Source organism: Saccharopolyspora sp. NPDC050642 (assembly GCF_040654735.1).
Lineage (GTDB): Bacteria > Actinomycetota > Actinomycetes > Mycobacteriales > Pseudonocardiaceae > Saccharopolyspora > Saccharopolyspora elongata.
This window is the reverse complement of sequence record NZ_JBFAIN010000001.1, coordinates 392,563-412,836: the sequence shown is the minus strand read 5'-3', so window position 1 is coordinate 412,836 and position 20,274 is coordinate 392,563. Positions and strand designations below refer to the sequence as shown.

Here is a 20,274-nt window from a genome sequence, read left to right as displayed (position 1 = left end):
GACGGCGGCGCTGGTCGCCGCGGCGTTGCCGGTGGCGGCGAACGCCCAGCCGGAGCCCGCGGCGGAGGTCCGGCTGATCGCGTTCAACGACCTGCACGGCAACCTGGAGCCGCCGGCCGGTTCGTCCGGGAAGGTGACGTTGCCCGACGGCGGCACGGTCGACGCCGGTGGCGCCGCGTTCCTGGCCACCCACGTCGCCCGGCTGCGCGCCGAGAAGAGCAACTCGCTGGTGCTCTCGGCGGGCGACAACATCGGCGCGTCGCCGGTGAACTCGGCGCTGTTCCACGACGAGCCGACCGTCGAGTTCCTCAACGAGGTCGGGGTCGCCGCGGCGGTCGTCGGCAACCACGAGTTCGACGAGGGCTACGCCGAGCTCCAGCGCGTCCAGTCCGGCGGCTGCCACCCGGCCGACGGGTGCCAGTTCCGCGATTCCTACGGCGGGGCCGACTTCCCGTACCTCGGCGCGAACGTCGCCTTCGACGACGGCCGGCCCGCCCTGGCGCCGTTCAGCGTCGAACGCGTCGGAGGGGTGCTGATCGGGATCATCGGCGTGACGCTGGAGGACCTGCCGGCGATGGTCACGCCCGAGGCGATCAAGGGCCTGAAGTTCGGCGACGAGGTCGAGGCCATCGACCGCACGGCGGACCTGCTGGACAGCGTCGGGGTGAAGGCTCAGGTGATGCTGCTGCACCAGGGCGACAACACCGAGGGCGGTGGGCCGGACGACTGCCGGGTGACGCCGGGGCCGGCGACGGAGATCGCCGCCAACGCCTCGCCGAAGGTCGACCTGATCTTCACCGGGCACAGCCACCAGCAGTACAACTGCGTGGTCGACGACCCGGCGGGCAACCCGCGCACCGTGCTGCAGGGCGGCTCCTACGGCCGGCTGCTGTCGGTGGCGGACCTGACCATCGACCGGCGCACCATGGACGTCGTGCGACCGTCGACGAAGGCGCACAACGAGATCGTCACCCGCGACGTGCCGCCGGACCCCGCCGCGCAGAAGCTGATCGACGAGGCCGCCGGGAAGGCCAGGCCCATCGCGAACCGCCAGGTCGGCACGATCACCGCGGATCTGCTGCGGGAGCCCGTGCCCTCCGGCGAGTCCGCGCTCGGCGACGTGCTCGCCGACGCGCAGCTGGAGGCCACCACCGGCAACGGCGCGCAGGTGGCGATCACCAACCCGGGCGGGATCAGGACGGGCCTGGTGCACGCCTCCTCGCCGGAGGGCGAGGGCGACGGGGTGGTCACCTACGGCGAGGCCTACGCGGTGCAGCCCTTCGGCAACGTCATGCAGACGATGACGCTGACCGGGGCGCAGCTGAAGAACGTCCTGGAACAGCAGTGGCAGCCGAATGCGACGCGGATCCTGCAGGTCTCCTCGACGCTGCGCTACACCTATTCCGCGTCCGCACCTGTCGGTTCGAAGGTCTCCGGCATCACCATCGCGGGCAAGCCGGTCGACCCGAACGCGCCCTACCGGGTGTCGGTGAACAACTTCCTCGCCTCCGGCGGGGACGGGTTCACCGAGTTCGCCGGGGGAACGGAAATCGCCGGTGGGCCGGTGGACCTCGACGCGCTCGTCGGCTACCTGGGCGCGCACGCCGGGCTGGCGCCGCCGCCGGCGGATCGCATCGCGGTCGCCCCGTAACGCGGCTCGTGGGGCCCGCGCGCCGCGGGCCCCACGGGAGTCGTTCGGGGACAACGCGTTTCGGCCCCCGATGTCCGAATTCTCCGGCTGCTTGGCCGGATCGTGATCTTCGCCGCCCCGCCGCCGCGCGAACCGGCGCGATAATGGGCTTGATGATCACGAGCCGACCACTGGGGGTGGGCCTGTCGTGGGAACCCGATCGGATGCGCCGCGCGAAGACCTCCGCGCCGGGACGCCGTGCTGGATCGAACTGATCACCACCAACGTCGACAAGGCCTGCGAGTTCTACTCCGGGCTGTTCGGCTGGGAGTACGAGACGCACCGCGATCCGCGGGCCGGGCTGCACGTGATCGCCCTGCAGGAGGGCTTCCCGGTGGCCAGCATCCGCGAATCCGCCGACGACCGCTCGCAGTGGCGGTTGTTCCTCTCCACCGACAACAGCTCGGCCACCGCCGCCGCGGCCGGGAAGCTGGGCGCGCAGATCATCGTGCCGCGCAGCCGGGTGCCGGAGCTGGGCGTGAAGCTGGTGCTGTCCAGCCCCGCGGACGACGAATTCGGCCTGCTGGAGCCGGACGAGGCCTGGCAGTTCGACGTCGGCCTGCCGGGCACCCTGGTGTGGGCGGAGCTGGTGACCATCAAGGCCCAGACCGCGGACCACTTCTACGGCGAGCTGTTCGGCTACACCGCGGAGCAGTTCGGCACGGAACACCGCACCGGGTACGCGGTCTGGTACCTCGACGACGAGTCGATGCTCGCCCGCGTCAGCATGATCCGCGAGCTCATGAGCACCCAGGCCCGGCCGCACTGGCTGCTCTACCTCGGCGTCGACGAAGCCGTCGGGACCGACGACGTGGTGCACCGGGCGATCGCCCTGGGCGGCCGGGTCCGGGTCGATCCCTACGATTCGAGCCTCGGCCGCGCGGCCGTCCTGCGGGACCCGACCGGGGCGCGCTTCGCGCTGGTCGACCCCAGCCAGGCCAGCGAGTACGGCACCGCGGCCAACGACGATCCCTACGACGACTGAGACCGGGTCAGCGGTTGAGGCGCTTCCGCCCGGTGACCTTGTTGTAGACGACCAGGACGATGACGGCGCCGACGATCGAGCCGATCCACCCGGCGGGCTGGAAGCCGCGGAATCCGACGGTGAGCAGGCCGAACAGGAAGCCGCCGACGACCGATCCGGCGACGCCGACCACGATCGTCATCAGCAGGCCGATGTCGTCCTTGCCCGGCACGACGGCACGGGCGATGAAGCCCGCGATCAGCCCGAACACGATCCACCCGATGATCGTCCAGAACATCGCACTCACCCCATCGTCGGCGGTCCATCCCTGCCGGATCAACGCTACCGGATCGCGCAACCACGAGGTGCCGCCGCGGCCGCCGACCGTCCTGTTTCGACAGTGGTGATCCGGCGCACGCCCGGCGATTTCCCACGTCAAACGGACATTCGCGGACGAACGTGGGGGAGGTAACAGCCCTTGCTCAGCTGTTCATCTCGTCGTCCCCGCGGCGTCGGGCGGCCGTCGCCCCGCGCAAATCCGGCCGGGCGTGAATGGGTCGGTCCTGCGGCGAGCGGCCGGTCGAATTCCCGCATTCGCCGGTATTCGGGGAGGTGGGCCTGGCACGATGGCTCGACCTCGTCGAAGGAGGAGCATGGACCTACCGTCGGTTCCCGCCAGCGTCACCACCCTGATCGGCTCCGGGAAGCTGCCGCCGGACATCGCCGCGTTCTTCACCGCTTCCGGAGGACTGGCCGAGGAAACGGGTTGGGGGCACGTCTCGTCGGCCGTGGAGGAGCTGCTGGCGGCCGGGGACGTGGCGGAGGACGTTCGAGGTGTGCTGGCGCTCGCCGGCGCGTACGGCCGCCTGGACGAGCTGGAAGACTGCGTGGACCCGGACGAGATGGACGAGGACAACGACCGGGCCGTGGAGCTGTTGCAGGCAGCCGAAGCCGGCGGCGTCGACGAGGACGAGACCGCCGAGCTGTGGTGGTACTCCGACCACCTGCGGGCGTCCGCGGACGGCATGCGCGAATACATCGAGGAGATGGAAGCCTACGTCGCCAAGCACGGGGCGACTCCGCGCGGGCGGCTGGAAGCGAAGCTGGGTCCGGCCAACGACCTCTACGCCGCCGGCGATCGCGCCGCGGCGGTCGCGTTGTTCCGCGAGGTCGCGGAAACCTCCCCCTGGGACTCCGATTTCAGCGGCTGCTCCGACCTGATCGGCGTCAGCTGGTGCCGCCTGCTGCACGACGCGGCCCACACCGACGGCCCGGAGGCGGCGCGGAAGACGTGGCAGGAAGCCAGAACCCACTTCCGGGCGGCGCGGTTTCCCCAGGAGGTGCACGCCTGGCCGTTGGTCGAGATGCTGTTGGGCACCGGAGTGCCGGACATCATCGAGGTGATCATCCGCGGGTGGATCGAGGCAGCCGAGGAGGCAGGCGAGGGGGACGTGCCGGTGACCGAGGAGCAGCAGCGCATCTTCGAGCTCGCCCTGGCCGAGATCGAGGCTGCTACCGGGACGGCCTAGCGGATCCCGTTGCCGGTCAACGGGATTGCCGCCCCGGCCTGCGCGATGGCTTCGGCGGTGGTGGTGACGGCGGGGGAGGCCCACCTGCGCTGGTTCGTCACCAGGTGCAGCGGGGTTTCGGCCAGTTCCGGGCCGTTCACGCGGCACAGCGATCCGTTCGCCAGCTGGTCGACGACGGCGAGGCGGGGCAGCACGGACAGGCCGAGTCCGGCGGCCACGCAGGAGCGGGCCGCTTCGATGCTGCCGAAGCGGGTGATCCGCGGCCGCGCTGCCGACGCCGCCGTGAGATCGCGCAGGAACCGGTCCGTGTAGGAACAGCCTTCCTCCAGCAGGAAGTACTGGTACGCCGCGAGGTCCTGCCAGTCGTGGTGTCCACCGGCGGCCGGGTGCCCCGCGGCGGCGACGAGCTCGATGGCCTGCCCACCGATCGTCCGCGCGGAGTACTCGGTCGCGACTTCGTCGTCGAGCAGCAGCGCGATGTCCAGGCCGCCTTCCGGGCGCCCCAGGCCCTGCAACGCGTTCGCCGTGCTCAGTGGTTTCAGGTGCACCTGGATGGCGGGGTGCGTCGTGGCAAGCGCCGAGATCACCTGCGGAAGCAGGTACGCGCACAGCGATTCGGTGGCCCCGATGACGACCTCGCCGGCGATGGTGCCGCCGCTGCCCGCCGAGTCGTGCAGCCGCCGCTCGACGTCCAGCAGGTCGCGGGCGTGCGTCGCGACGCGCCGACCCGCGTCGGTCAGGCGCGCCCCCTGCGGGAGGCGGTCGAACAGCCGCACGTCGAGCTCGCCCTCCAGCGCTTTGATGTGGCTGGTGACGGTGGATTGGACGACGTGCAGTTCCGCCGCGGCGGCGGTGAAGCTGCCGGTGCGGGCCAGGGCCATGAAAGTCTGCAGGAGGCGGGTGTCCACGGGCGGCAGTCTATCGAGTTTTGAAATAGGTGCAATCGAGATCGATCGTTGGACACGATGACCCCCTGGTGGCAGGGTTCTTGGCATGACCGATGTGCAGCGCTTCTCCGCATTCACCACCGACCCCAGTGGCGGCAACCCCGCCGGTGTCGTGCTCGACGCCCGCGAGCTCGACGACGCCACCATGCAGCGGATCGCCGCCGACGTCGGCTACTCCGAAACCGCCTTCCTCGCTCCGATCGAGGCCGCCGAGCGCCGCTACCGGCTCCGCTTCTTCAGCCCGCTGGCCGAGGTCGCCTTCTGCGGTCACGCCACGGTCGCCACCGCCGTCGCGCTGGCCGAGCGCGACGGGATCGGCGACATCACCTTCGAAACGCCTGCGGGCACCATCGAGGTGAGCACCGATGAGCGGGAGTCGATCGTCGCCAGCCTCACCAGCGTGCCCGCCCACTCGCGGCCGGCGACCGCCGACGAGCTCGGCCGCGCCCTGGAGGCCCTGCGCTGGTCGGCCGACGACCTCGACCCGGCCTGGCCGTCGCACGTCGCGTTCGGCGGCAACAACCACCTCGTGCTCGCCGCTCGGTCGCGCGAGCGCCTGGCCGATCTCGACTACGACTTCGACGCGCTCGCCGGCCTGATGCGCGAGTACGACTGGACCACGGTGCACCTGTTCTGGCAGGACGAGGCGGGAGTCGTGCACGCCCGCGACCCGTTCGCGATCGGTGGCGTGGTCGAGGACGCGGCGACCGGCGCCGCGGCGGCCGCCTTCGGCGGCTACCTCCGGACCCTGGGGAAGGTCTCCGAGCCGGAGCGGATCACCATCGTGCAGGGGCAGGACATGGGGCGGCGCAGCGAGCTCATCGTCGACATCGACCGCGAGGACCCGCGGGTGACCGTCACCGGCGCCGCCGTGCCGATCGTGCAGTAGCCGCATCAGCCGCCGAGGTTGTCCGCGCATTTGGCGAGCAGGGCCGACAGGCGGTCCTGCTCGCGGGCGGAGAGCCCGGCGAGCATCCGCGTCTCGGTCTCGGTGACCACGATTTCGGCCGTGCGCAAGCGCTTTCGGCCTTCGGCGGTGAGCGCGACCGGCCGGGCGCGTCCGGTCGTCGCGCGCTCGGCGACCGACACCAGACCGGTCTTGCGGAGTCCGTTGAGGACGTCCCGCAGCGACTGGCGGGTGACGAAGCAGAGTCGTGCCAGCTCCGCGGCCGGGATGTCCGGGTGGTCGGCCAGGGCGCGCAGCACCGCGTACTGCGACATGGACAGCTCGACCGGGCGGAGTCCTTCGTCGCAGGCCTGGCGGAGCAGTTGCTGGACCCGTTTGACCAGGTAACCGGGCCGGTTCTGGGTGGGGACTTGACTCATGTCAGGAACCTTACACATACTGGTTGATGTAAGGAACCTGACACAGGAGAGTGCGCATGCCCACCACGACGATCGACCCGAACGCCGACGTCGCCACGCTGATCAACGTCTTCTCCGTGGTGCCGGAGCGGCAGCGCGAGCTGGTGGACCTGCTGGTGCGCGCGACCGAAGAAGTGATGCAGCACCGGCCGGGATTCGTCGCGGCCAACATCCACACGAGCCTCGACGGCACGCGCGTGGCGAACTACGCGCAGTGGGAGAGCGTGCAGGCGTTCCAGGAGATGCTGGCCGATCCGGTGTGCCGGGAGCACATGTCGGCGGCGCGCGAGATCGCCGATGCGGAACCGTTCCTATACAAGGTGGCGTCGGTGCACCACAGCTGATCCCGGTTGTGAAAGGCGGAAGGGCACCCGTGCGTCACGGGCGCCCTTCCGCCTTTGATCAGATGCGTTCGAAGACGGCGGCGAGGCCCTGGCCGCCGCCGATGCACATCGTTTCCAGGCCGTAGCGGGCCTCGCGGCGGTGCATCTCGCGCGAGAGCGTCGCGAGGATGCGGCCGCCGGTGGCGCCCAGCGGGTGGCCCAGCGAGATCCCCGAGCCGTTGACGTTGAGCCGCTCGAAGTCGGCGGGCTTGAACTCCCACTCGCGGGTGCAGGCCAGCACCTGCGCGGCGAACGCCTCGTTGAGCTCGATCAGGTCGACGTCGGCCAGCCCGATTCCGGCGCGCTGCAAGGCCTTCGCGGTCGCCGGCACCGGGCCGATGCCCATCGTGCGCGGCGGCACCCCGGCCCGCGCCCAGGACACCAGCCGCACCAGCGGTCGCAGCCCGAGTTCGGCCGCGCGCTCCGGCGTCGTCACCACGCACACCGCGGCCGCGTCGTTCTGCCCGCTGGCGTTGCCCGCGGTGACCGTCGCCTCCGGATCGGCCTTGCCCAGCACCGGCTTCAGCGCCGACAGGGTGTCCATTGTGGTCTCCGGGCGCGGGTGCTCGTCGACGTCGACCACGGTGTCACCCTTGCGGGAGCGCACCGTCACCGGCACGATCTCGTCGGCGAAGAGCCCGGCCTGCTGCGCGGCACCGGCGCGCTGCTGCGAGCGGACCGACAGCTCGTCCTGCTCGGTGCGGGAGATTCCGTATTCGCGGCGCAGGTTTTCGGCCGTTTCGAGCATTCCGCCCGGCACCGGGAAGTTCTTGCCGCCCGCGGTCACCCGGCCGCGAGCCAGCGCGTCGTGCAGTTCCAGCCCGCTGCCGCGGATTCCCCACCGGGCCTCGGTGGTGTAGAACGGCGCGCTGCTCATGCTCTCCGCGCCGCCGGCCAGCACCACGTCGCTGACGCCGGTCTGCACCTGCATCGCGGCGTCCAGCACGGCCTGCAGGCCGGAGCCGCAGCGGCGGTCCACCTGGGTGCCGCCGACCTCGACGGGCAGGCCCGCGTCCAGCGCGGCGACGCGGCCGATCGCCGGGGCGTCGGAGTTCGGGTAGCACTGGCCGAGGATCACCTCGTCGACCGCCTCGCCGGGCAGCCCGGTGCGCGCCAGCAGCGCCTCGATCACCGTCGCCGCCAGCTCCACGGCCGGCACGGTCTTGAACACCCCGCCGAACCGGCCGATCGGGGTCCGCAGCGGTTCGCAGATCACCGCTTCGCGCATCGCTTGCTCCTTCGGGTCCCGGTGGCGGCCGCTCCGCCGCCGTTTCGTTCGTAGCACAGCGCCGCGGTGTGCGGAAACGCCCGGCGATTATGTTCGATCACGTCTTACTGGCAGGTCAATTCAGTATTGGACGGTATTGGCAAGCCGTGCGATGGTGCGTCGGAGGAAACCTTGGGAGGTCGGCCATGCAGTGGGCGCAGCGGGTCAACACTGTGCGGGTGATCGGCACCGGCGTGATGGGGCGCGGCGTCGCGCAGCTGGCCGCGGCCGCCGGGCTGACCGTGGAGCTCGCCGACGCCCGCCCCGAGGCCGTGTCCGCCGCGGTCGACCAGATCGGGCAGATGTTCGACAAGCTCGCAGGCAAGAGCCGGATGACCGGTGCCGACGCCGCCGCGGCGCGGGCCCGGCTGCAGCCGGTCGACAGCCCGCTGGCGCCCACCGGGTGCGACCTGGTGATCGAGGCGGTCCGCGAGGACCTGCCGACCAAGCGCGAGCTGTTCGCCGAGCTGGAGAAGATCTGCCCGGCGCACACCGTGTTCGCCACCAACACCAGCTCGCTGTCGGTGACCTCGATCGCCACCGCGCTCGCCGACCCCGGCCGGCTGGCCGGCCTGCACTTCTTCAACCCCGTCCCGCTGATGCGCTTGGTCGAGGTGATCCCCGGCGCCCGGACCGCCGAGTGGATCCCGGGCGCCCTCGTCGACCTGGTGCGGCGGCTGGGCCACCAGCCGGTGCGGGCCACCGACACGCCGGGCTTCCTGGTCAACCACGCCGGCCGCGGGCTGATCACCGAGGCGCTGCAGATCCTGGGCGAGGGCCTGGCCGCGCCCGCCGACGTCGACCGGATCTGCCGCGACGTGCTGGGCCTGCGGATGGGCCCGTTCGAGCTGATGGACCTCACCGCGCTGGACGTCACGCACCCGGCGACGGAGAGCATCTGGTCCGGCTACTACGGCGATCCCCGGCTGCGGCCGTCGCCGATCACCCGATCCCGGCTGGAAGCGGGGCTGCTCGGCCGCAAGGTCGGCGAAGGCTTCTACGCCTACACCGAGGGCGCGAAGCAGGAACCGCCCGAACCGCAGGCGCCGCAGGCGGAGACGCACCCGATCTGGTCGGCCAACGCGGAGCTGCTCGACGCGCTGGGCGCGGCGGGCGTGCCGGTGGAGCGCGGCGACGAGCCCTCCGAAGCAGCCGTCATCCTCCTCACCCCGTACGGCCACAGCTCCGCGACCGCTGCGCTCTCGGCCGGGCTGCCTCCGGCGCGGGTGTGCGGCGTGGATCCGCTCAGCACGGAGAAGCGGTTCACGCTGACCGTGCACCCGGCGACCGATCCGGCGCTCGCGCGCTCGGCCTGGGCGGCGCTGGCCGCGACCGGCCGGGCGGTGACCGTCGTCCGCGACGGCGCGGGCATGATCGCGCAGCGGCTGCTGGCGTCGATCGTGAACACCAGCTGCTTCATCGCCGAACAACGCCTCGCCACACCCGGCGACATCGACACGGCGGTGCGCCTCGCGCTCGGCTACCCGCGCGGTCCCTTGGAATGGGGACAGCACGTCGGCCCGCGCCGCGTGCTGACGGTGCTGCGCGCCCTGCAGTCGGCCACCGGCGACCCGCGCTACCGGCCCAGCCGCTGGCTGGTCGAACGGGCCGAACTCGGCCTCGACCTCACCGAAACCGGCACCACGCCGCAAGACCTGCTCTCGTGAGCGCTCGTTCCGGCAAGAACCGGAACGAGCGCTCACGACACCACCGCGCGCAACGAACGACGAGGACACTGTGGACTTTGAACTGACCGACACCCAGGTCGCCTTCCGGGAGATGGCGGCCCAGTTCGTCGACGCCGAGATCGTGCCGCACGTGCGCGAGTGGGACCGCCGCGAGGAGGTCGACCTCGGGATCGTGCGCAAGCTCGGCGAACTCGGCTTCCTCGGGCTGACGCTCCCGGAGGAGTACGGCGGGGTCGAGGCCGACATGGTCAGCTACGCGCTGGTCATCGAGGAGCTCGGCCGCGGCGATTCCTCGGTGCGCGGCATCGTCTCGGTGTCGCTGGGCCTGGTGAGCAAGTCCATCGCCACCTACGGCACCGAGGAGCAGAAGCAGCGCTGGCTGCCGATGCTGACCAGCGGCGAGGGCCTGGGCTGCTTCGCGCTGACCGAGCCCGACGCCGGCTCCGACCCCGGTTCGCTGACCACCCGCGCCCGCCGCGACGGCGAGGAGTGGGTGATCACCGGCCAGAAGATGTTCATCACCAACGGGACCTGGGCCAAGGTCGCGCTGCTGTTCGCGCGCACCAGCGACGACGGCGGCCGCGGCATCACCGCGTTCCTGGTGCCCACCGACTCGCCCGGCTTCACCGCGAACACCGTGCACGGCAAGCTCGGCCTGCGCGGGCAGGCCACCGCGGAGCTGGTGCTCGACGAGGTGCGGGTGCCGGATTCGGCGCGGCTCGGCGAGGTCGGCAAGGGCCTGGGCATCGCGCTGGGCGCGCTGACGAAGGGCCGGATCTCGGTCGCGGCCGGCGCGGTCGGCGTGGCGCAGGCCGCGTTGTCCGCCGCGACCCGGTACGCGGGGGAGCGCGTGCAGTTCGGCAAGCCCATCGCGGCGCGGCAGCTGGTGCAGGAACTGCTCGCCGATTCCGCCGTCGAGGTCGAGGCCGCCCGGCTGCTGACCTTGCGGGCCGCGTCGCTGGCCGAGCGCGGGGTGTCCCGCCAGGAGCTGACCACCGCGTCGTCGATGGCGAAGCTGCACGCCAGCGAAACGGCCGTGCGGGTGTCCAACAACGCGTTGCAGGTCTTCGGCGGGTACGGCTTCATCGACGAGTACCCGGTGGGCAAGTACGTCCGCGACGCGCGCGTGCTGACCCTCTACGAGGGCACCAGCCAGGTCCAGAAGCTGATCATCGGCCGCGCCCTCACCGGCGTCGACGCCCTCACCTGATACGCGTTCACGAATCTGAACGAACGGCACCCCCCCGGTCGGCATCGCCGACCGGGGGTGCTCTTTTCGCATGGGTGGCAAGTCCCTGTTCCGGGGTATTGACGGTGTTTTGCCGGTATCGCTATCGTGACGCGAACTGGAAACTAAGTTTCCTGTTTCCCGCCGCCAGGATCGGGAGCCGCCACCGCGGCTCTGCTCTTCGACCGAGGAGATTTCGATGAGGTGGCAGAACTCCGCACGCGCCGTCACGATCGCCGCGGCCCTGCTGTTGACCAGCACCGCGGCCCAGGCCACAACCCAAGAGCCGGAACTGGATCCCGTTGTCGCCAACGGGATTTTGTCTGTCTGCGGCAAGACGCTGTGCAACAGCAGCGGAGCCCCGGTGCAGCTGCGCGGCATGAGCACGCACGGCCTGCAGTGGTACAGCCAGTGCGTCAACGACGCGTCGCTGGACGCGCTGGCCGACGACTGGCAGGCCGATGTGCTGCGGATTTCCATGTACATCCAGGAAGGCGGCTACGAGGACGACCCGGCCAAGTTCACCGAACTGGTCGACCAGTACGTCGAAGCGGCCAGCCAGCGCGGCATGTACGCGATCATCGACTGGCACATGCTCGATCCCGGTGACCCGAACTACAACCTCGACCGCGCCAAGACGTTCTTCACCGAGATGGCCAAGCGGCACAAGGACAAGACCAACGTCCTCTACGAGATCGCCAACGAGCCCAGCGGTGTCGAGTGGTCGCAGATCAAGAGCTACGCCGAGGAGCTCATCCCGGTGATCCGCGAGCAGGACCCGGACTCGGTGGTGCTGGTCGGCACCCGCGCCTGGTCGTCGCTGGGGGTTTCGGAGGACTCCAACGAGCAGGAGATCGTCGACAACCCCGTCAACGCCGACAACATCATGTACACGTTCCACTTCTACGCGGCGTCGCACGGCCAGGAGTACCTGGACACGTTGTCGCGCGCGGCCGACAAGCTGCCGATGTTCGTCACCGAGTTCGGCACGCAGGAGGCCACCGGCGACGGCGGGAACGACTTCGACATGGCCCAGCAGTACATCGACCTGATGGCGTCGAAGAACATCAGCTGGACCAACTGGAACTACTCCGACGACTCCCGCTCCGGCGCGGTGTTCAAGGAGGGCACCTGCGAGAACGGGCCGTACCCGGGCACCGGCCAGCTCAAGCCCGCGGGCGAGTGGGTCCGCGAGCGGGTCAAGTGAGGTGATCCCGGTGCGGAAACTGCTCCGCGCGGGCGCGGCGCTCGCCGCGGTGCTGGGGCTGGCGGTCACCGCGGCGGACGAGCTGCGGGTGCCGGAACCGGCCGTGGCGGCGGACCCGCAGGTCCAGGCGCCCGTCTGGACCGCCGAAACCGACCGCGGCACCTCGGTCTTCGAAGGGATCGAGACCAAGCCCGGCAGCGTCGAGGTGGTGGCCGATCCGAAGGGCGAGCACGGCGACGTGTACCGGCTGCACACCTCCGGCGTGCCCGAGGGCTCGGAGCGGGTGCGGGTGGAGTCGCGCGGCCACAAGACGCCGGACGGCGGCCGGCTGCGGTTCACCGAGGGCGACACCTACTACATCGGGTGGCGTTCGATGTGGGAACCGCTGCCGACGAAGACCGGGGAATGGGTGGCGTTGTGGCAGCTCAAGGACTACGGGTCGGGTGCCGCCACGCCGCCGCTGTCGCTGCGGGCCCGCGGCGACGCGCTCGACCTGGAGTACTGCGACCCGGACATGAAGACGACGCAGCTGTGGAAGATCCCGCTGCCCAGGGACAGCTGGAACAGCTTCGTCGTCGGGGTGCACGTCTCCAGCGATCCGGGCAAGGGCTGGGTCAGGTTCTGGCACAACGGCGAAGAACAGGTCCTCAATGGACAGAAGCAGCTCCCGGCGGCGACGTTGCGCGCCGACTTCGTGACCGACAAGTGGGGCGTGTACCGCTCCGACGGCATCACCGGGGAGGCCACGGCCTACCTCGCCGACGCCAAGGTCGGGAGGTCGTACGCGGACGTGGCCGGGTGACGTCCGGACAATAGAGCCGTGCGTGCTTTGTGTTGCTGTGGCGGTACGAAACACGCACGGCTCGTCGGACCTGGCTGTCGCGCGGGTTCGATGGGAGTCCACATCGGTCGGCCGAATTCGGCCGCACATGTGGGTGAAAGCGCTGGTGCATAGGGGTTTCTGCCGTCGGTGGCGGGGTCTGCACGCCGGAACCGAGGCGGTAGGTGGTCGGGTGGGGGTTCGCTCCCGCCGCCAGACATGAACGAACCCCCGGCTGGTGGACGCGGATTCCGCGTCACCCCCGACCTTGGTGTCAAAAGTAGGGCAGTCGATCGGGTTGCGTCAAGTATGTGACGCACATTCAAGAATGTGAATTCTGTGAAATCCTTGGGAAATCCGGTTAGAAATTTGTCCACTGTGGACTATCGGCTTGGGTCTGGGGCGGAACGGCCGGCTTCGCCGCATGGGCGTCCGGGTGCGGTAGCTGGGGCGCGTCTCGGAATGGGAAGCGCGGCCGGGGTCGTCTGTGCACTCGCGTCAAGCGGCTCTCGCCGCTGGAGCCCGGACGGGCTTGAGGGCGCTCGGTTCGGCCGCACGAGGACGGGTGGATTCGGGGATCCGCTCGACCGCGTCGGCAACAGCGGCGTAGCGCGCATGCTCGCCGGCCTCCCGGCTACGTTCGGCGACACCTTCCGCGGCCGGATACCGGTGGTGCAGCTCCGGCCGTGGGTCCAGCTCGGCCGGCCGCTTGCGCTGCGGAGCACGTTCTCGTCGACGCTCGCCACCAGATGGTCCATCGGGGCGCTGAGCTGGCCTTCGCGTGGTCGTCGCCGGTTGGCTAGGATTGCGCGGGAAGTGCGATCGGCAAGGCGGCGGATGAGCGTGGAAGACAACCGAGGATCCTCGGTTTCGGGGGCCCAGACCCTCGACAGGGGAATCCGGGTCCTGTGGCACCTCGCCCGACGGCCGGACGGCGAGACGCTGACCGAAATGGCGCGCTCGTTGGGGCTCAACCGCAATGCGCTGCACCGGATGCTGGAGGCGCTCACCGCGCACAACCTGGTCCGGCGGACCGAGGACAAGCGGTACCACCTGGCCTACGGTCTCGTGGAGTTGGCGTCGGCGGTGGACAGTGATCTGCGCGGCTTGGCCTACCCGATCATGGCGGGGCTCGCCGACGCCGTCGATGCGACGGCGCACCTGATGGTGCCGGTCAGCGATGCCGAGGTACAAGCGGTGCTGGTGGTCGAGCCGCGGCTCGCCGCGGCGCACATCGCCTTCCGGACAGGTCAGCGCCACGCGATAGACCGCGGCTCAGGCGGTATTGCGATCTTGGCGGGCCGCCCGCCCCGTGATGACGACCCGGCCGAGGTGGTGGCGGCCCGCGAGCAGGGCTACGCCGTTTCCACCGGTCACGTGATCCCAGGAGTCATCGGGGTTTCGGTGCCGGTGGAGACACCTCCGACGATGTCGGACGTCAGCATCGGTGTGTCGCTGGTCGATCCCGCTGCGGTCGAGCAGGTGGCGCCGCGGGTGGTGGAGGCGGCCCGCGAGGTGAGCGCGCAGCTGTTCGCCTCGCGCTCACGGGTGCGCTGACGCCGCAGGCCATCACTGCCGGTAGACCGGATCAGTGGCGTCCCTCCTGGAGCGGACCCAGCCGGGGTCGAGGCTGTCGGTGATGGCTTGTGCGCGGAACTCGTCGAAGACGACGACCCGGTCGGCGATGCGCCACTGGCCGCTGCGCCGTTCGAACCGGTCCACGTAGCGGCATCGGATGATGGCCAGTTCCTGCTCGGTCGCGCCGTCGACCGGCGCCTGTCTGAGGTAGCAGAGGCAGTAGGACTCGACCTCGGCCGCGTCGTCGCCGGTGAAGTCGATGAGCACGTTGCTGATGAAGTGCTGGGACGAGTCGATCGTGGTGTGCCGCCGCCGGATGTCCTCGATCAGGCCGCTCACCGGCCCGTGGTAACCACCGTGGTTGTCGATGGCGTCGGGGAAGTAGCAGTCCCGAATGCCGTCGTAGTCGAGCCGGTCCACCGCCCTCGCGTAGCGGTAGAGCACCTGCTCGATGGCGACCCGATCGTCCGATGTGGTCATGCGCCGCTCCCTGCGTCGTTGAGCCGTTGTGCTGCTTCCTGCCCGGCGAGCCGACCGAGCACCAGGGCGTGAGCCACGGAATTCCCGCCGCCCACGTAGCGTTCCCCGAGGATTCCCCCGGCCGCTTCGCCCGCCGCGTACAACCCCGGAACGACGTGGCCGCCGATGTCGAGCACGCGGGCGCGGCTGTCGATGCGCAGGCCGGTGTGCGTGCACACCAGCTCCGCGGGGAGCATCCGGACCGCGTAGAACGGACCGGTTCCCACCGGTGGCAGCCGGGGGTCGACCTGCTTGGCGGCCAGCGACTCGTGCCGGAGGAAGTCCTCGTCGTGGCCCCGCTCGAACAGCGCGTTGAACCGCTCGACGCTCCGGATGAGGTTGGCGGCCGGCACGCCGATGCGCGCGGCGAGTTCGGGCAGCGTGTCGGCGCACCGGACGACGCCTTTGCCGACCTCTTCGAGGACCCGGTCCGCCGCCCAGTCGGCGTAACCGGGCGGCAGGCCGGTGCGGGCCGCTTCGTCGAAGACCGCCCAGACGAATCCGCCGTGGTCCTTGAGGATTCCGGGGCTGACCGCATAAGGGGCGTCCTCGTCCATGCACCGGTGGCCGTCGGCGTTGACGTGGATCCGGGACGCCGGCGGGAATCCGCTCTGCCAGTGGTGGAACCGCTGGAACTCGGCGGTGACCAGCAGCAGACCCCAGCCGTGTCCGAACAGCGACAGGTCGTGCCGCTCGGCCAGCGCGATGTGATCGCCCCGGCTGCCGGGGGCGGCGACGACGAACAGGCTGTCGCCGGCGATGCCGGCGTCCGGGAAGTACTCCCGCACCAGCTCGGGGTTCTGCGCCAGCCCACCGCAGGCCACGACGACGGAAGGCGCGGTGACCTCCGCGCCGTCGACGACCACCCCGCGCACCGCCGGCCCGTCGCGGAGCAGGTCGGTGGCGCGGCTGCCGAGCGCAAGATCGACCTTGAGCCGTCGGCGGGCGCGGTCCAGGGCCTGGACGAGCCCGTATCCCTGGTCCTTCGGCACGTGGCCGCGCCAGACGTCCTCGACGCCGGCGCGGGTCAACCCCGGCATGTGCGCGTTGCGGGACAGCTGGGCGGGGATCTCGACGCCGAGGTCGAGCAGCCAGTCGATGAGCGTGCTCGACTGCTCGCAGAACATCCGCGTCGGACCGGGCAGCACGCGCCACTGGTTGAGGTCCATGTAGTGCTGGAACATGCGTTCCGGCGAGTCCTCGACACCCAGCGCCCGCTGCACGCCGGTGGCCGCGGCGGTCAGCATTCCGGCGGAGAGCTGCGTCGACCCGCCGATCTCGGCCTCGGATTCCAGCACCAGCACCCGCAGACCGTGCTGCGCCGCCGATACCGCCGCCGCCAGCCCGGCGCCCCCGGCGCCGATGACGACGAGGTCGTAGTCGTAACCCATGGATCTACCTCAGATGTGTTGGGAGCCGCCGTCGACCGGGATCACCGCGCCGGTGATGTACCGCGCGCTGTCGGACAGCAGGAAGTACAGGGCGCCGAAGACCTCGATGGGCGCGCCGACCCGGTGCAGCGGCACGGTGCTGAGCGCGCGGTCGAGCGCCGCCGGGTCCTCCCGCACCCATCTCGTCATCTCGGTGTCGACGAAGCCGGGCGCGATCGCGTTGACCCGGATGTTGTCCGAGCCCAGTTCCACGGCCATGCAGCTGGTCAGGTGCCGCACGGCGGCCTTGGACGAGTTGTAGGCCGCGCGGGTGGCGCGCACCCGGACTCCGGCCACCGAGGCCATGTTGACGATCGCGCCGCCGCCGTGTTCGCGCATGTGCCTGGCGGCGGTCTGCGCGCCGTAGACGACGCCGTTGACGTTGACCTGGTAGGTGGAGGTGAGCTGCTCCGGCGGGATCTCGGTGAACTCGGCCTGGGGGAAGATCCCCGCGTTGTTGACCCAGAAGTCGACTCGACCGAACTCGTCGAGCCCGGCGCGCAGCAGGCCGTCGTGGCCGGCGGGGTCGGTGACGTCGGCGCGGTGGCCGACGACCCGCCCGCCGTCGGTGATCTGCCGGTTGACCTGCTCGGCGACCTCGGGCGCACCGGTGAGGTCACCGGCCACGACGTTGATGCCGCGCCGGGCGAGCTCGGTGGCGAAGACCGCGCCCATGCCGCGACCCGCACCGGTCACGACGGCGACCTTGCCGACGAGTTCGGGGTAGCTCGCGGCGATGGGGCTGTCGTCCGCGCGCGTCGGGTTGGCCTGGTCGTTCGGTGCCGTCATCGGGGATTCTCCAGGTGTTCGCAGGAAGAGGTGGTTCAGTCGCGGGTGACGACCCGCTCGGCGATCCGCCAGAGCCCGCCGTGGCGGACGAAGCTGTCGTCGATGGTGGTGACCCGGTCGATGGCCACCGCGTCGGAGCTCGTGGTCCGCACGATGAGCAGGTTTGCCTTGACGTGGCACTCGTCCGCGCTGATCTCGCGGTCGATGCAGACGTTGGTGACGATGTGGTGGGCTCGGGGGTTGTTCGCGGCGAAGGCGGCGGCGAACTCGGTGAGCGCTTCCCGTCCGCGGACGGGTTCGGGATAGGTGGGGGAGCGGAACACACCGTCGGGGGTGAAGGTCTCGGCCCACTGCCGGGCCGCGCCGCCGTCGATGGCGTGGGCCTGTTTTCCCAGCAGGTTCAGGATTTCGAGGAGTGCGCCGGTCATGAGGCGTCCTCGGCGAGCGCGCTGGTGATGCGGTGGTAGGTGCCGCCGGACACCAGGCCGCCGTCGACGACGAGCTCGGTGCCGTTGATGTAGGACGCCTCGTCGGAGAGCAGGAAGGCGACCGCCCCGGCGATCTCCTCGGGCGCGGCCACCCGGCCGGCGGGCACGGATCGGAGGCTCTCGTCGACGAACCGGTGGTCACCGGAATGCAGCAGGGGGGTGTCGACCAGCCCCGGGTGGACGGAGTTCACCCGGACGCCCTTGGCGGCGAATTCCAGGGAGCCCACTTTGGACAGCCCGCGCACACCCCACTTGCTCGCCCCGTAGGAAGCGGAGAAGTAGCCGACCATCCCGGCGATCGAGGACACGTTGACCACCGACGCGCCCCCGGCTCGCGCCAGCGGGCCGGAGAGGAACTTCATCCCGAAGAAGACGCTGGACAGGTTGATGTCCACGACCCGGCGCCAGTCGTCGACCGACGTCTCGGCGATGCCTTTCCGGAAGCTCACACCGGCGTTGTTCACCAGGCCGTGCAACGGCTTCCCGTCGAGCGCCGTCGCGAGTCCTCGCCACGCATCGGGGTCGGCCACGTCGAGGTGGTGAGCCCGGCCGGTGCCTCCCGCCGCGGTGATTTCGTCGGCGACGGCGCGGGCGGCGGCCAGATCGATGTCGGCGAGCAGAACATCGGCGCCTTCCCGGGCGAGGCGGAGAGCCTCCGCCCGGCCCATGCCGCTTCCGGCGCCGGTCACCACGATCCGGCGATCGCGAAACCTGGCTGTCATAGTGCGAGTTCCCTTCCCTTGGTCTCCTTGAGGAAGAAGGAGGTGACGAGGCTGATCAGGGCGCAGGCGACGAAGTACCCGGCCGGGGCGAGTTTGTTGCCGGTCGAACTCACCAGCAGCGTCGCGACGAACGGCGCAGTGCCGCCGAGCAGCATGTTGGTCACGTTGTTGCCCAACGCGATTCCGCTGTACCGGAAGCGGGCCCGCAGCATCTCGGCGTACGTGGCGAACGAGACGCCGTTGACCACCGAGACGCAGATGAACAGCACGGCCGGGCCCAGGATCGCCAGCGGCGCCGGGCCGTCGGCCATCAGCATGAACATCGGCACCCCGAGCAGCGCCCCGGCCGCGGATCCGCCGATGAACACCGGTTTGCGACCGATCCGGTCACCGAGGTAGCCCGAGATCGGCAGGGTGATCACGCCCAGGACCATCGCGATGCAGGTCGCGGCGAAGGCGAACTGCGGCGAGCGCTGCCCGGCGGTCTGCAGGTAGGTCGCGGCGTAGACCGAGGCGATGTAGTAGCCGCCGGTGATCACCGCGCCGAGCAGGATGATGGTGAGGACCTGCCGCCACGCGGTCGAAAGCACCGCGAACAGCGGGACCTTCACGACCTCGCTGTGCTGCTGGACGTCCTCGAACTGCTCGGTCTCATCCAGCGAGTTGCGGATCCACAGCCCGACCACGCCGATGACCAGGCTCAGCAGGAACGGGATTCGCCAGCCCCAGGCCGCGATCTGCTCGGCCGACAGCCCCGTGGTCAGCGCGAGCGCCATCAGGGATGCGCACAGCGACCCGATGTAGGTGCCGGAGTTGACCATCGATGTCTGGAAGGCGCGCCACTTGGGCGGGGCGTGCTCGGAGACGAACGAGTTGGCGCCGCCGAGCTCGCCACCGGCGGCGAAACCCTGCAAGCAGCGCGAGAGCGTCAGCAGCGCGGTCGCCCAGACGCCGAGCGTGGCGTAGGTGGGCAGCAGGCCCATCAGCGCGGTGGCCACCGCCATCAGCAGGATCGTCCAGGTCAGCGCCTTCTTGCGGCCGTACTTGTCGCCGATGTGGCCGAAGAAGATCCCGCCCGGCACGCGGAGGAAGAACGCCACGGCGAACGCGGCGAAGGTGCCGAGCAGCGCCGCGGTCGGATCGTCCTGGACGAAGAAGTGGGCGCTGACCATGGTCGCCATGTAGCCGTAGATGCCGAAGTCGTAGTACTCGACGACGGTGCCCAGGATGGCGGCGCGGATGACTTTGGCGTGCGACTGCGCGGGTCGCGCGCCCGCTTGGTCGGTGGCTGTGACGCCGTCGGTGGTGGAATTCGCCATTGAATGTCCTTCGGTGCGGCCCTCGTCCGGGACGAATGAGCGCAGGATGCTCAAATAGTGAGCGTTATGCTCACTAAATGGGAGTATATGGATCCGTCCCGTTCCTTGGCAACGGTCAACGGGCGCAACCGGGGCAGTACGACCGCTCCGACTGCGTGCAGCGGCTCGGCGTCACGACCAGCATGATCGTCAACGGGGAGGTACCGCGGCATCAGCAGACCGGGCCGATCGGTGAGGTGATCAGCGGGCTGATGGTGGAGGATCCAGCGAGTCGGATGCCGCTGGAGGAGGTGCGCCGTCTCGTGCGCCCGCTCTTGCCGGAGGTCGGCACGAACCCGTTC

General features: G+C 70.3%; 20 protein-coding genes. 10 read left to right on the top strand and 10 right to left on the bottom strand.

Annotated elements, in window-relative coordinates; genetic code table 11:
- Window positions 1-10: 10 nt before the first annotated feature.
- Window positions 11-1,651 (top strand): bifunctional metallophosphatase/5'-nucleotidase, encoded by a 1,641-nt coding sequence (locus tag AB0H93_RS01915; protein ID WP_358566875.1) that lies wholly within the window; start codon window positions 11-13, stop codon window positions 1,649-1,651.
- A gap of 187 nt (window positions 1,652-1,838) precedes the next feature.
- Window positions 1,839-2,675 (top strand): VOC family protein, encoded by an 837-nt coding sequence (locus AB0H93_RS01910; protein ID WP_358565871.1) that lies wholly within the window; start codon window positions 1,839-1,841, stop codon window positions 2,673-2,675.
- Between the two features lie 7 nt (window positions 2,676-2,682).
- Here the strand turns inward: AB0H93_RS01910 and AB0H93_RS01905 are convergent, their stop codons facing one another.
- Window positions 2,683-2,952, bottom strand: a complete 270-nt coding sequence (locus tag AB0H93_RS01905; protein WP_358565868.1) for a GlsB/YeaQ/YmgE family stress response membrane protein — start codon at window positions 2,950-2,952, stop codon at window positions 2,683-2,685.
- 355 nt (window positions 2,953-3,307) lie between these two features.
- On the opposite strand from AB0H93_RS01905, the gene AB0H93_RS01900 reads away from it, so the two are divergent.
- Entirely contained in the window at window positions 3,308-4,183 is an 876-nt protein-coding gene (locus AB0H93_RS01900; RefSeq protein WP_358565865.1) for a hypothetical protein, read from the top strand.
- Here AB0H93_RS01900 and AB0H93_RS01895 read toward each other — a convergent pair.
- Window positions 4,180-5,091 (bottom strand): LysR family transcriptional regulator, encoded by a 912-nt coding sequence (locus AB0H93_RS01895; RefSeq protein WP_358565862.1) that lies wholly within the window; start codon window positions 5,089-5,091, stop codon window positions 4,180-4,182. The genes AB0H93_RS01900 and AB0H93_RS01895 overlap by 4 nt on opposite strands.
- A gap of 85 nt (window positions 5,092-5,176) precedes the next feature.
- On the opposite strand from AB0H93_RS01895, the gene AB0H93_RS01890 reads away from it, so the two are divergent.
- Window positions 5,177-6,019: a PhzF family phenazine biosynthesis isomerase gene (locus AB0H93_RS01890; RefSeq protein ID WP_358565860.1), complete on the top strand. Its 843-nt coding sequence runs from the start codon at window positions 5,177-5,179 to the stop codon at window positions 6,017-6,019.
- A gap of 5 nt (window positions 6,020-6,024) precedes the next feature.
- On the opposite strand, the gene AB0H93_RS01885 is transcribed toward AB0H93_RS01890, so the two are convergent.
- Window positions 6,025-6,456, bottom strand: coding sequence for a MarR family transcriptional regulator (locus AB0H93_RS01885; protein WP_358565858.1), 432 nt, complete (start codon window positions 6,454-6,456; stop codon window positions 6,025-6,027).
- Window positions 6,457-6,512: 56 nt separating this feature from the next.
- Between AB0H93_RS01885 and AB0H93_RS01880 the strand changes: the two genes are divergently transcribed.
- Window positions 6,513-6,839, top strand: a complete 327-nt coding sequence (locus AB0H93_RS01880; RefSeq protein ID WP_358565855.1) for an antibiotic biosynthesis monooxygenase — start codon at window positions 6,513-6,515, stop codon at window positions 6,837-6,839.
- Window positions 6,840-6,897: 58 nt separating this feature from the next.
- Here the strand turns inward: AB0H93_RS01880 and AB0H93_RS01875 are convergent, their stop codons facing one another.
- Complete coding sequence (locus AB0H93_RS01875; protein WP_358565852.1) at window positions 6,898-8,106, bottom strand: acetyl-CoA C-acetyltransferase; 1,209 nt, start codon at window positions 8,104-8,106, stop codon at window positions 6,898-6,900.
- A gap of 185 nt (window positions 8,107-8,291) precedes the next feature.
- Between AB0H93_RS01875 and AB0H93_RS01870 the strand changes: the two genes are divergently transcribed.
- From AB0H93_RS01870 to AB0H93_RS01850, 5 genes are all read left to right on the top strand, one after another.
- Complete coding sequence (locus AB0H93_RS01870) at window positions 8,292-9,812, top strand: 3-hydroxyacyl-CoA dehydrogenase (RefSeq protein ID WP_358565849.1); 1,521 nt, start codon at window positions 8,292-8,294, stop codon at window positions 9,810-9,812.
- Between the two features lie 70 nt (window positions 9,813-9,882).
- Entirely contained in the window at window positions 9,883-11,043 is a 1,161-nt protein-coding gene (locus tag AB0H93_RS01865; RefSeq protein ID WP_358565846.1) for an acyl-CoA dehydrogenase family protein, read from the top strand.
- 217 nt (window positions 11,044-11,260) lie between these two features.
- Entirely contained in the window at window positions 11,261-12,268 is a 1,008-nt protein-coding gene (locus tag AB0H93_RS01860) for a glycoside hydrolase family 5 protein (protein WP_358565843.1), read from the top strand.
- 10 nt (window positions 12,269-12,278) lie between these two features.
- The gene (locus AB0H93_RS01855) at window positions 12,279-13,070 is read left to right on the top strand and encodes a heparin lyase I family protein (protein ID WP_358565840.1); all 792 of its coding nucleotides are present in this window, start codon (window positions 12,279-12,281) and stop codon (window positions 13,068-13,070) included.
- Between the two features lie 855 nt (window positions 13,071-13,925).
- Window positions 13,926-14,645: a helix-turn-helix domain-containing protein gene (locus tag AB0H93_RS01850; RefSeq protein WP_358565837.1), complete on the top strand. Its 720-nt coding sequence runs from the start codon at window positions 13,926-13,928 to the stop codon at window positions 14,643-14,645.
- Between the two features lie 12 nt (window positions 14,646-14,657).
- On the opposite strand, the gene AB0H93_RS01845 is transcribed toward AB0H93_RS01850, so the two are convergent.
- From AB0H93_RS01845 to AB0H93_RS01820, 6 genes are read right to left on the bottom strand one after another with little or no spacing between them, the layout of a single operon-like run.
- Window positions 14,658-15,146, bottom strand: coding sequence for a nuclear transport factor 2 family protein (locus tag AB0H93_RS01845; protein WP_132485050.1), 489 nt, complete (start codon window positions 15,144-15,146; stop codon window positions 14,658-14,660).
- On the bottom strand, window positions 15,143-16,576 hold the full coding sequence (locus tag AB0H93_RS01840; protein ID WP_358565834.1) for an FAD-dependent oxidoreductase: 1,434 nt from the start codon (window positions 16,574-16,576) through the stop codon (window positions 15,143-15,145). The genes AB0H93_RS01845 and AB0H93_RS01840 overlap by 4 nt, the downstream gene beginning before the upstream one ends.
- Before the next feature lie 9 nt (window positions 16,577-16,585).
- Window positions 16,586-17,404, bottom strand: a complete 819-nt coding sequence (locus AB0H93_RS01835; RefSeq protein ID WP_132485046.1) for an SDR family oxidoreductase — start codon at window positions 17,402-17,404, stop codon at window positions 16,586-16,588.
- 35 nt (window positions 17,405-17,439) lie between these two features.
- Window positions 17,440-17,832: a nuclear transport factor 2 family protein gene (locus AB0H93_RS01830; protein ID WP_132485044.1), complete on the bottom strand. Its 393-nt coding sequence runs from the start codon at window positions 17,830-17,832 to the stop codon at window positions 17,440-17,442.
- Window positions 17,829-18,614: an SDR family NAD(P)-dependent oxidoreductase gene (locus AB0H93_RS01825; protein WP_358565830.1), complete on the bottom strand. Its 786-nt coding sequence runs from the start codon at window positions 18,612-18,614 to the stop codon at window positions 17,829-17,831. Before AB0H93_RS01825 ends, AB0H93_RS01830 begins: the two co-directional genes overlap by 4 nt.
- Window positions 18,611-19,933 carry an MFS transporter gene (locus AB0H93_RS01820; RefSeq protein WP_358565827.1) on the bottom strand — a complete coding sequence of 441 codons (1,323 nt, stop codon included), beginning with the start codon at window positions 19,931-19,933 and terminating at the stop codon, window positions 18,611-18,613. The genes AB0H93_RS01825 and AB0H93_RS01820 overlap by 4 nt, the downstream gene beginning before the upstream one ends.
- Window positions 19,934-20,274: the final 341 nt, after the last annotated feature.

Coding starts and splice junctions, on each gene's coding strand:
- AB0H93_RS01835 (WP_132485046.1), bottom strand. CDS start 17,404: ATGACGGCACCGAACGACCAGGCCAACCCGACGCGCGCGGACGACAGC.
- AB0H93_RS01880 (WP_358565855.1), top strand. CDS start 6,513: ATGCCCACCACGACGATCGACCCGAACGCCGACGTCGCCACGCTGATC.
- AB0H93_RS01825 (WP_358565830.1), bottom strand. CDS start 18,614: ATGACAGCCAGGTTTCGCGATCGCCGGATCGTGGTGACCGGCGCCGGA.
- AB0H93_RS01870 (WP_358565849.1), top strand. CDS start 8,292: ATGCAGTGGGCGCAGCGGGTCAACACTGTGCGGGTGATCGGCACCGGC.
- AB0H93_RS01850 (WP_358565837.1), top strand. CDS start 13,926: ATGAGCGTGGAAGACAACCGAGGATCCTCGGTTTCGGGGGCCCAGACC.
- AB0H93_RS01820 (WP_358565827.1), bottom strand. CDS start 19,933: ATGGCGAATTCCACCACCGACGGCGTCACAGCCACCGACCAAGCGGGC.
- AB0H93_RS01885 (WP_358565858.1), bottom strand. CDS start 6,456: ATGAGTCAAGTCCCCACCCAGAACCGGCCCGGTTACCTGGTCAAACGG.
- AB0H93_RS01900 (WP_358565865.1), top strand. CDS start 3,308: ATGGACCTACCGTCGGTTCCCGCCAGCGTCACCACCCTGATCGGCTCC.
- AB0H93_RS01890 (WP_358565860.1), top strand. CDS start 5,177: ATGACCGATGTGCAGCGCTTCTCCGCATTCACCACCGACCCCAGTGGC.
- AB0H93_RS01845 (WP_132485050.1), bottom strand. CDS start 15,146: ATGACCACATCGGACGATCGGGTCGCCATCGAGCAGGTGCTCTACCGC.
- AB0H93_RS01840 (WP_358565834.1), bottom strand. CDS start 16,576: ATGGGTTACGACTACGACCTCGTCGTCATCGGCGCCGGGGGCGCCGGG.
- AB0H93_RS01860 (WP_358565843.1), top strand. CDS start 11,261: ATGAGGTGGCAGAACTCCGCACGCGCCGTCACGATCGCCGCGGCCCTG.
- AB0H93_RS01830 (WP_132485044.1), bottom strand. CDS start 17,832: ATGACCGGCGCACTCCTCGAAATCCTGAACCTGCTGGGAAAACAGGCC.
- AB0H93_RS01905 (WP_358565868.1), bottom strand. CDS start 2,952: ATGTTCTGGACGATCATCGGGTGGATCGTGTTCGGGCTGATCGCGGGC.
- AB0H93_RS01875 (WP_358565852.1), bottom strand. CDS start 8,106: ATGCGCGAAGCGGTGATCTGCGAACCGCTGCGGACCCCGATCGGCCGG.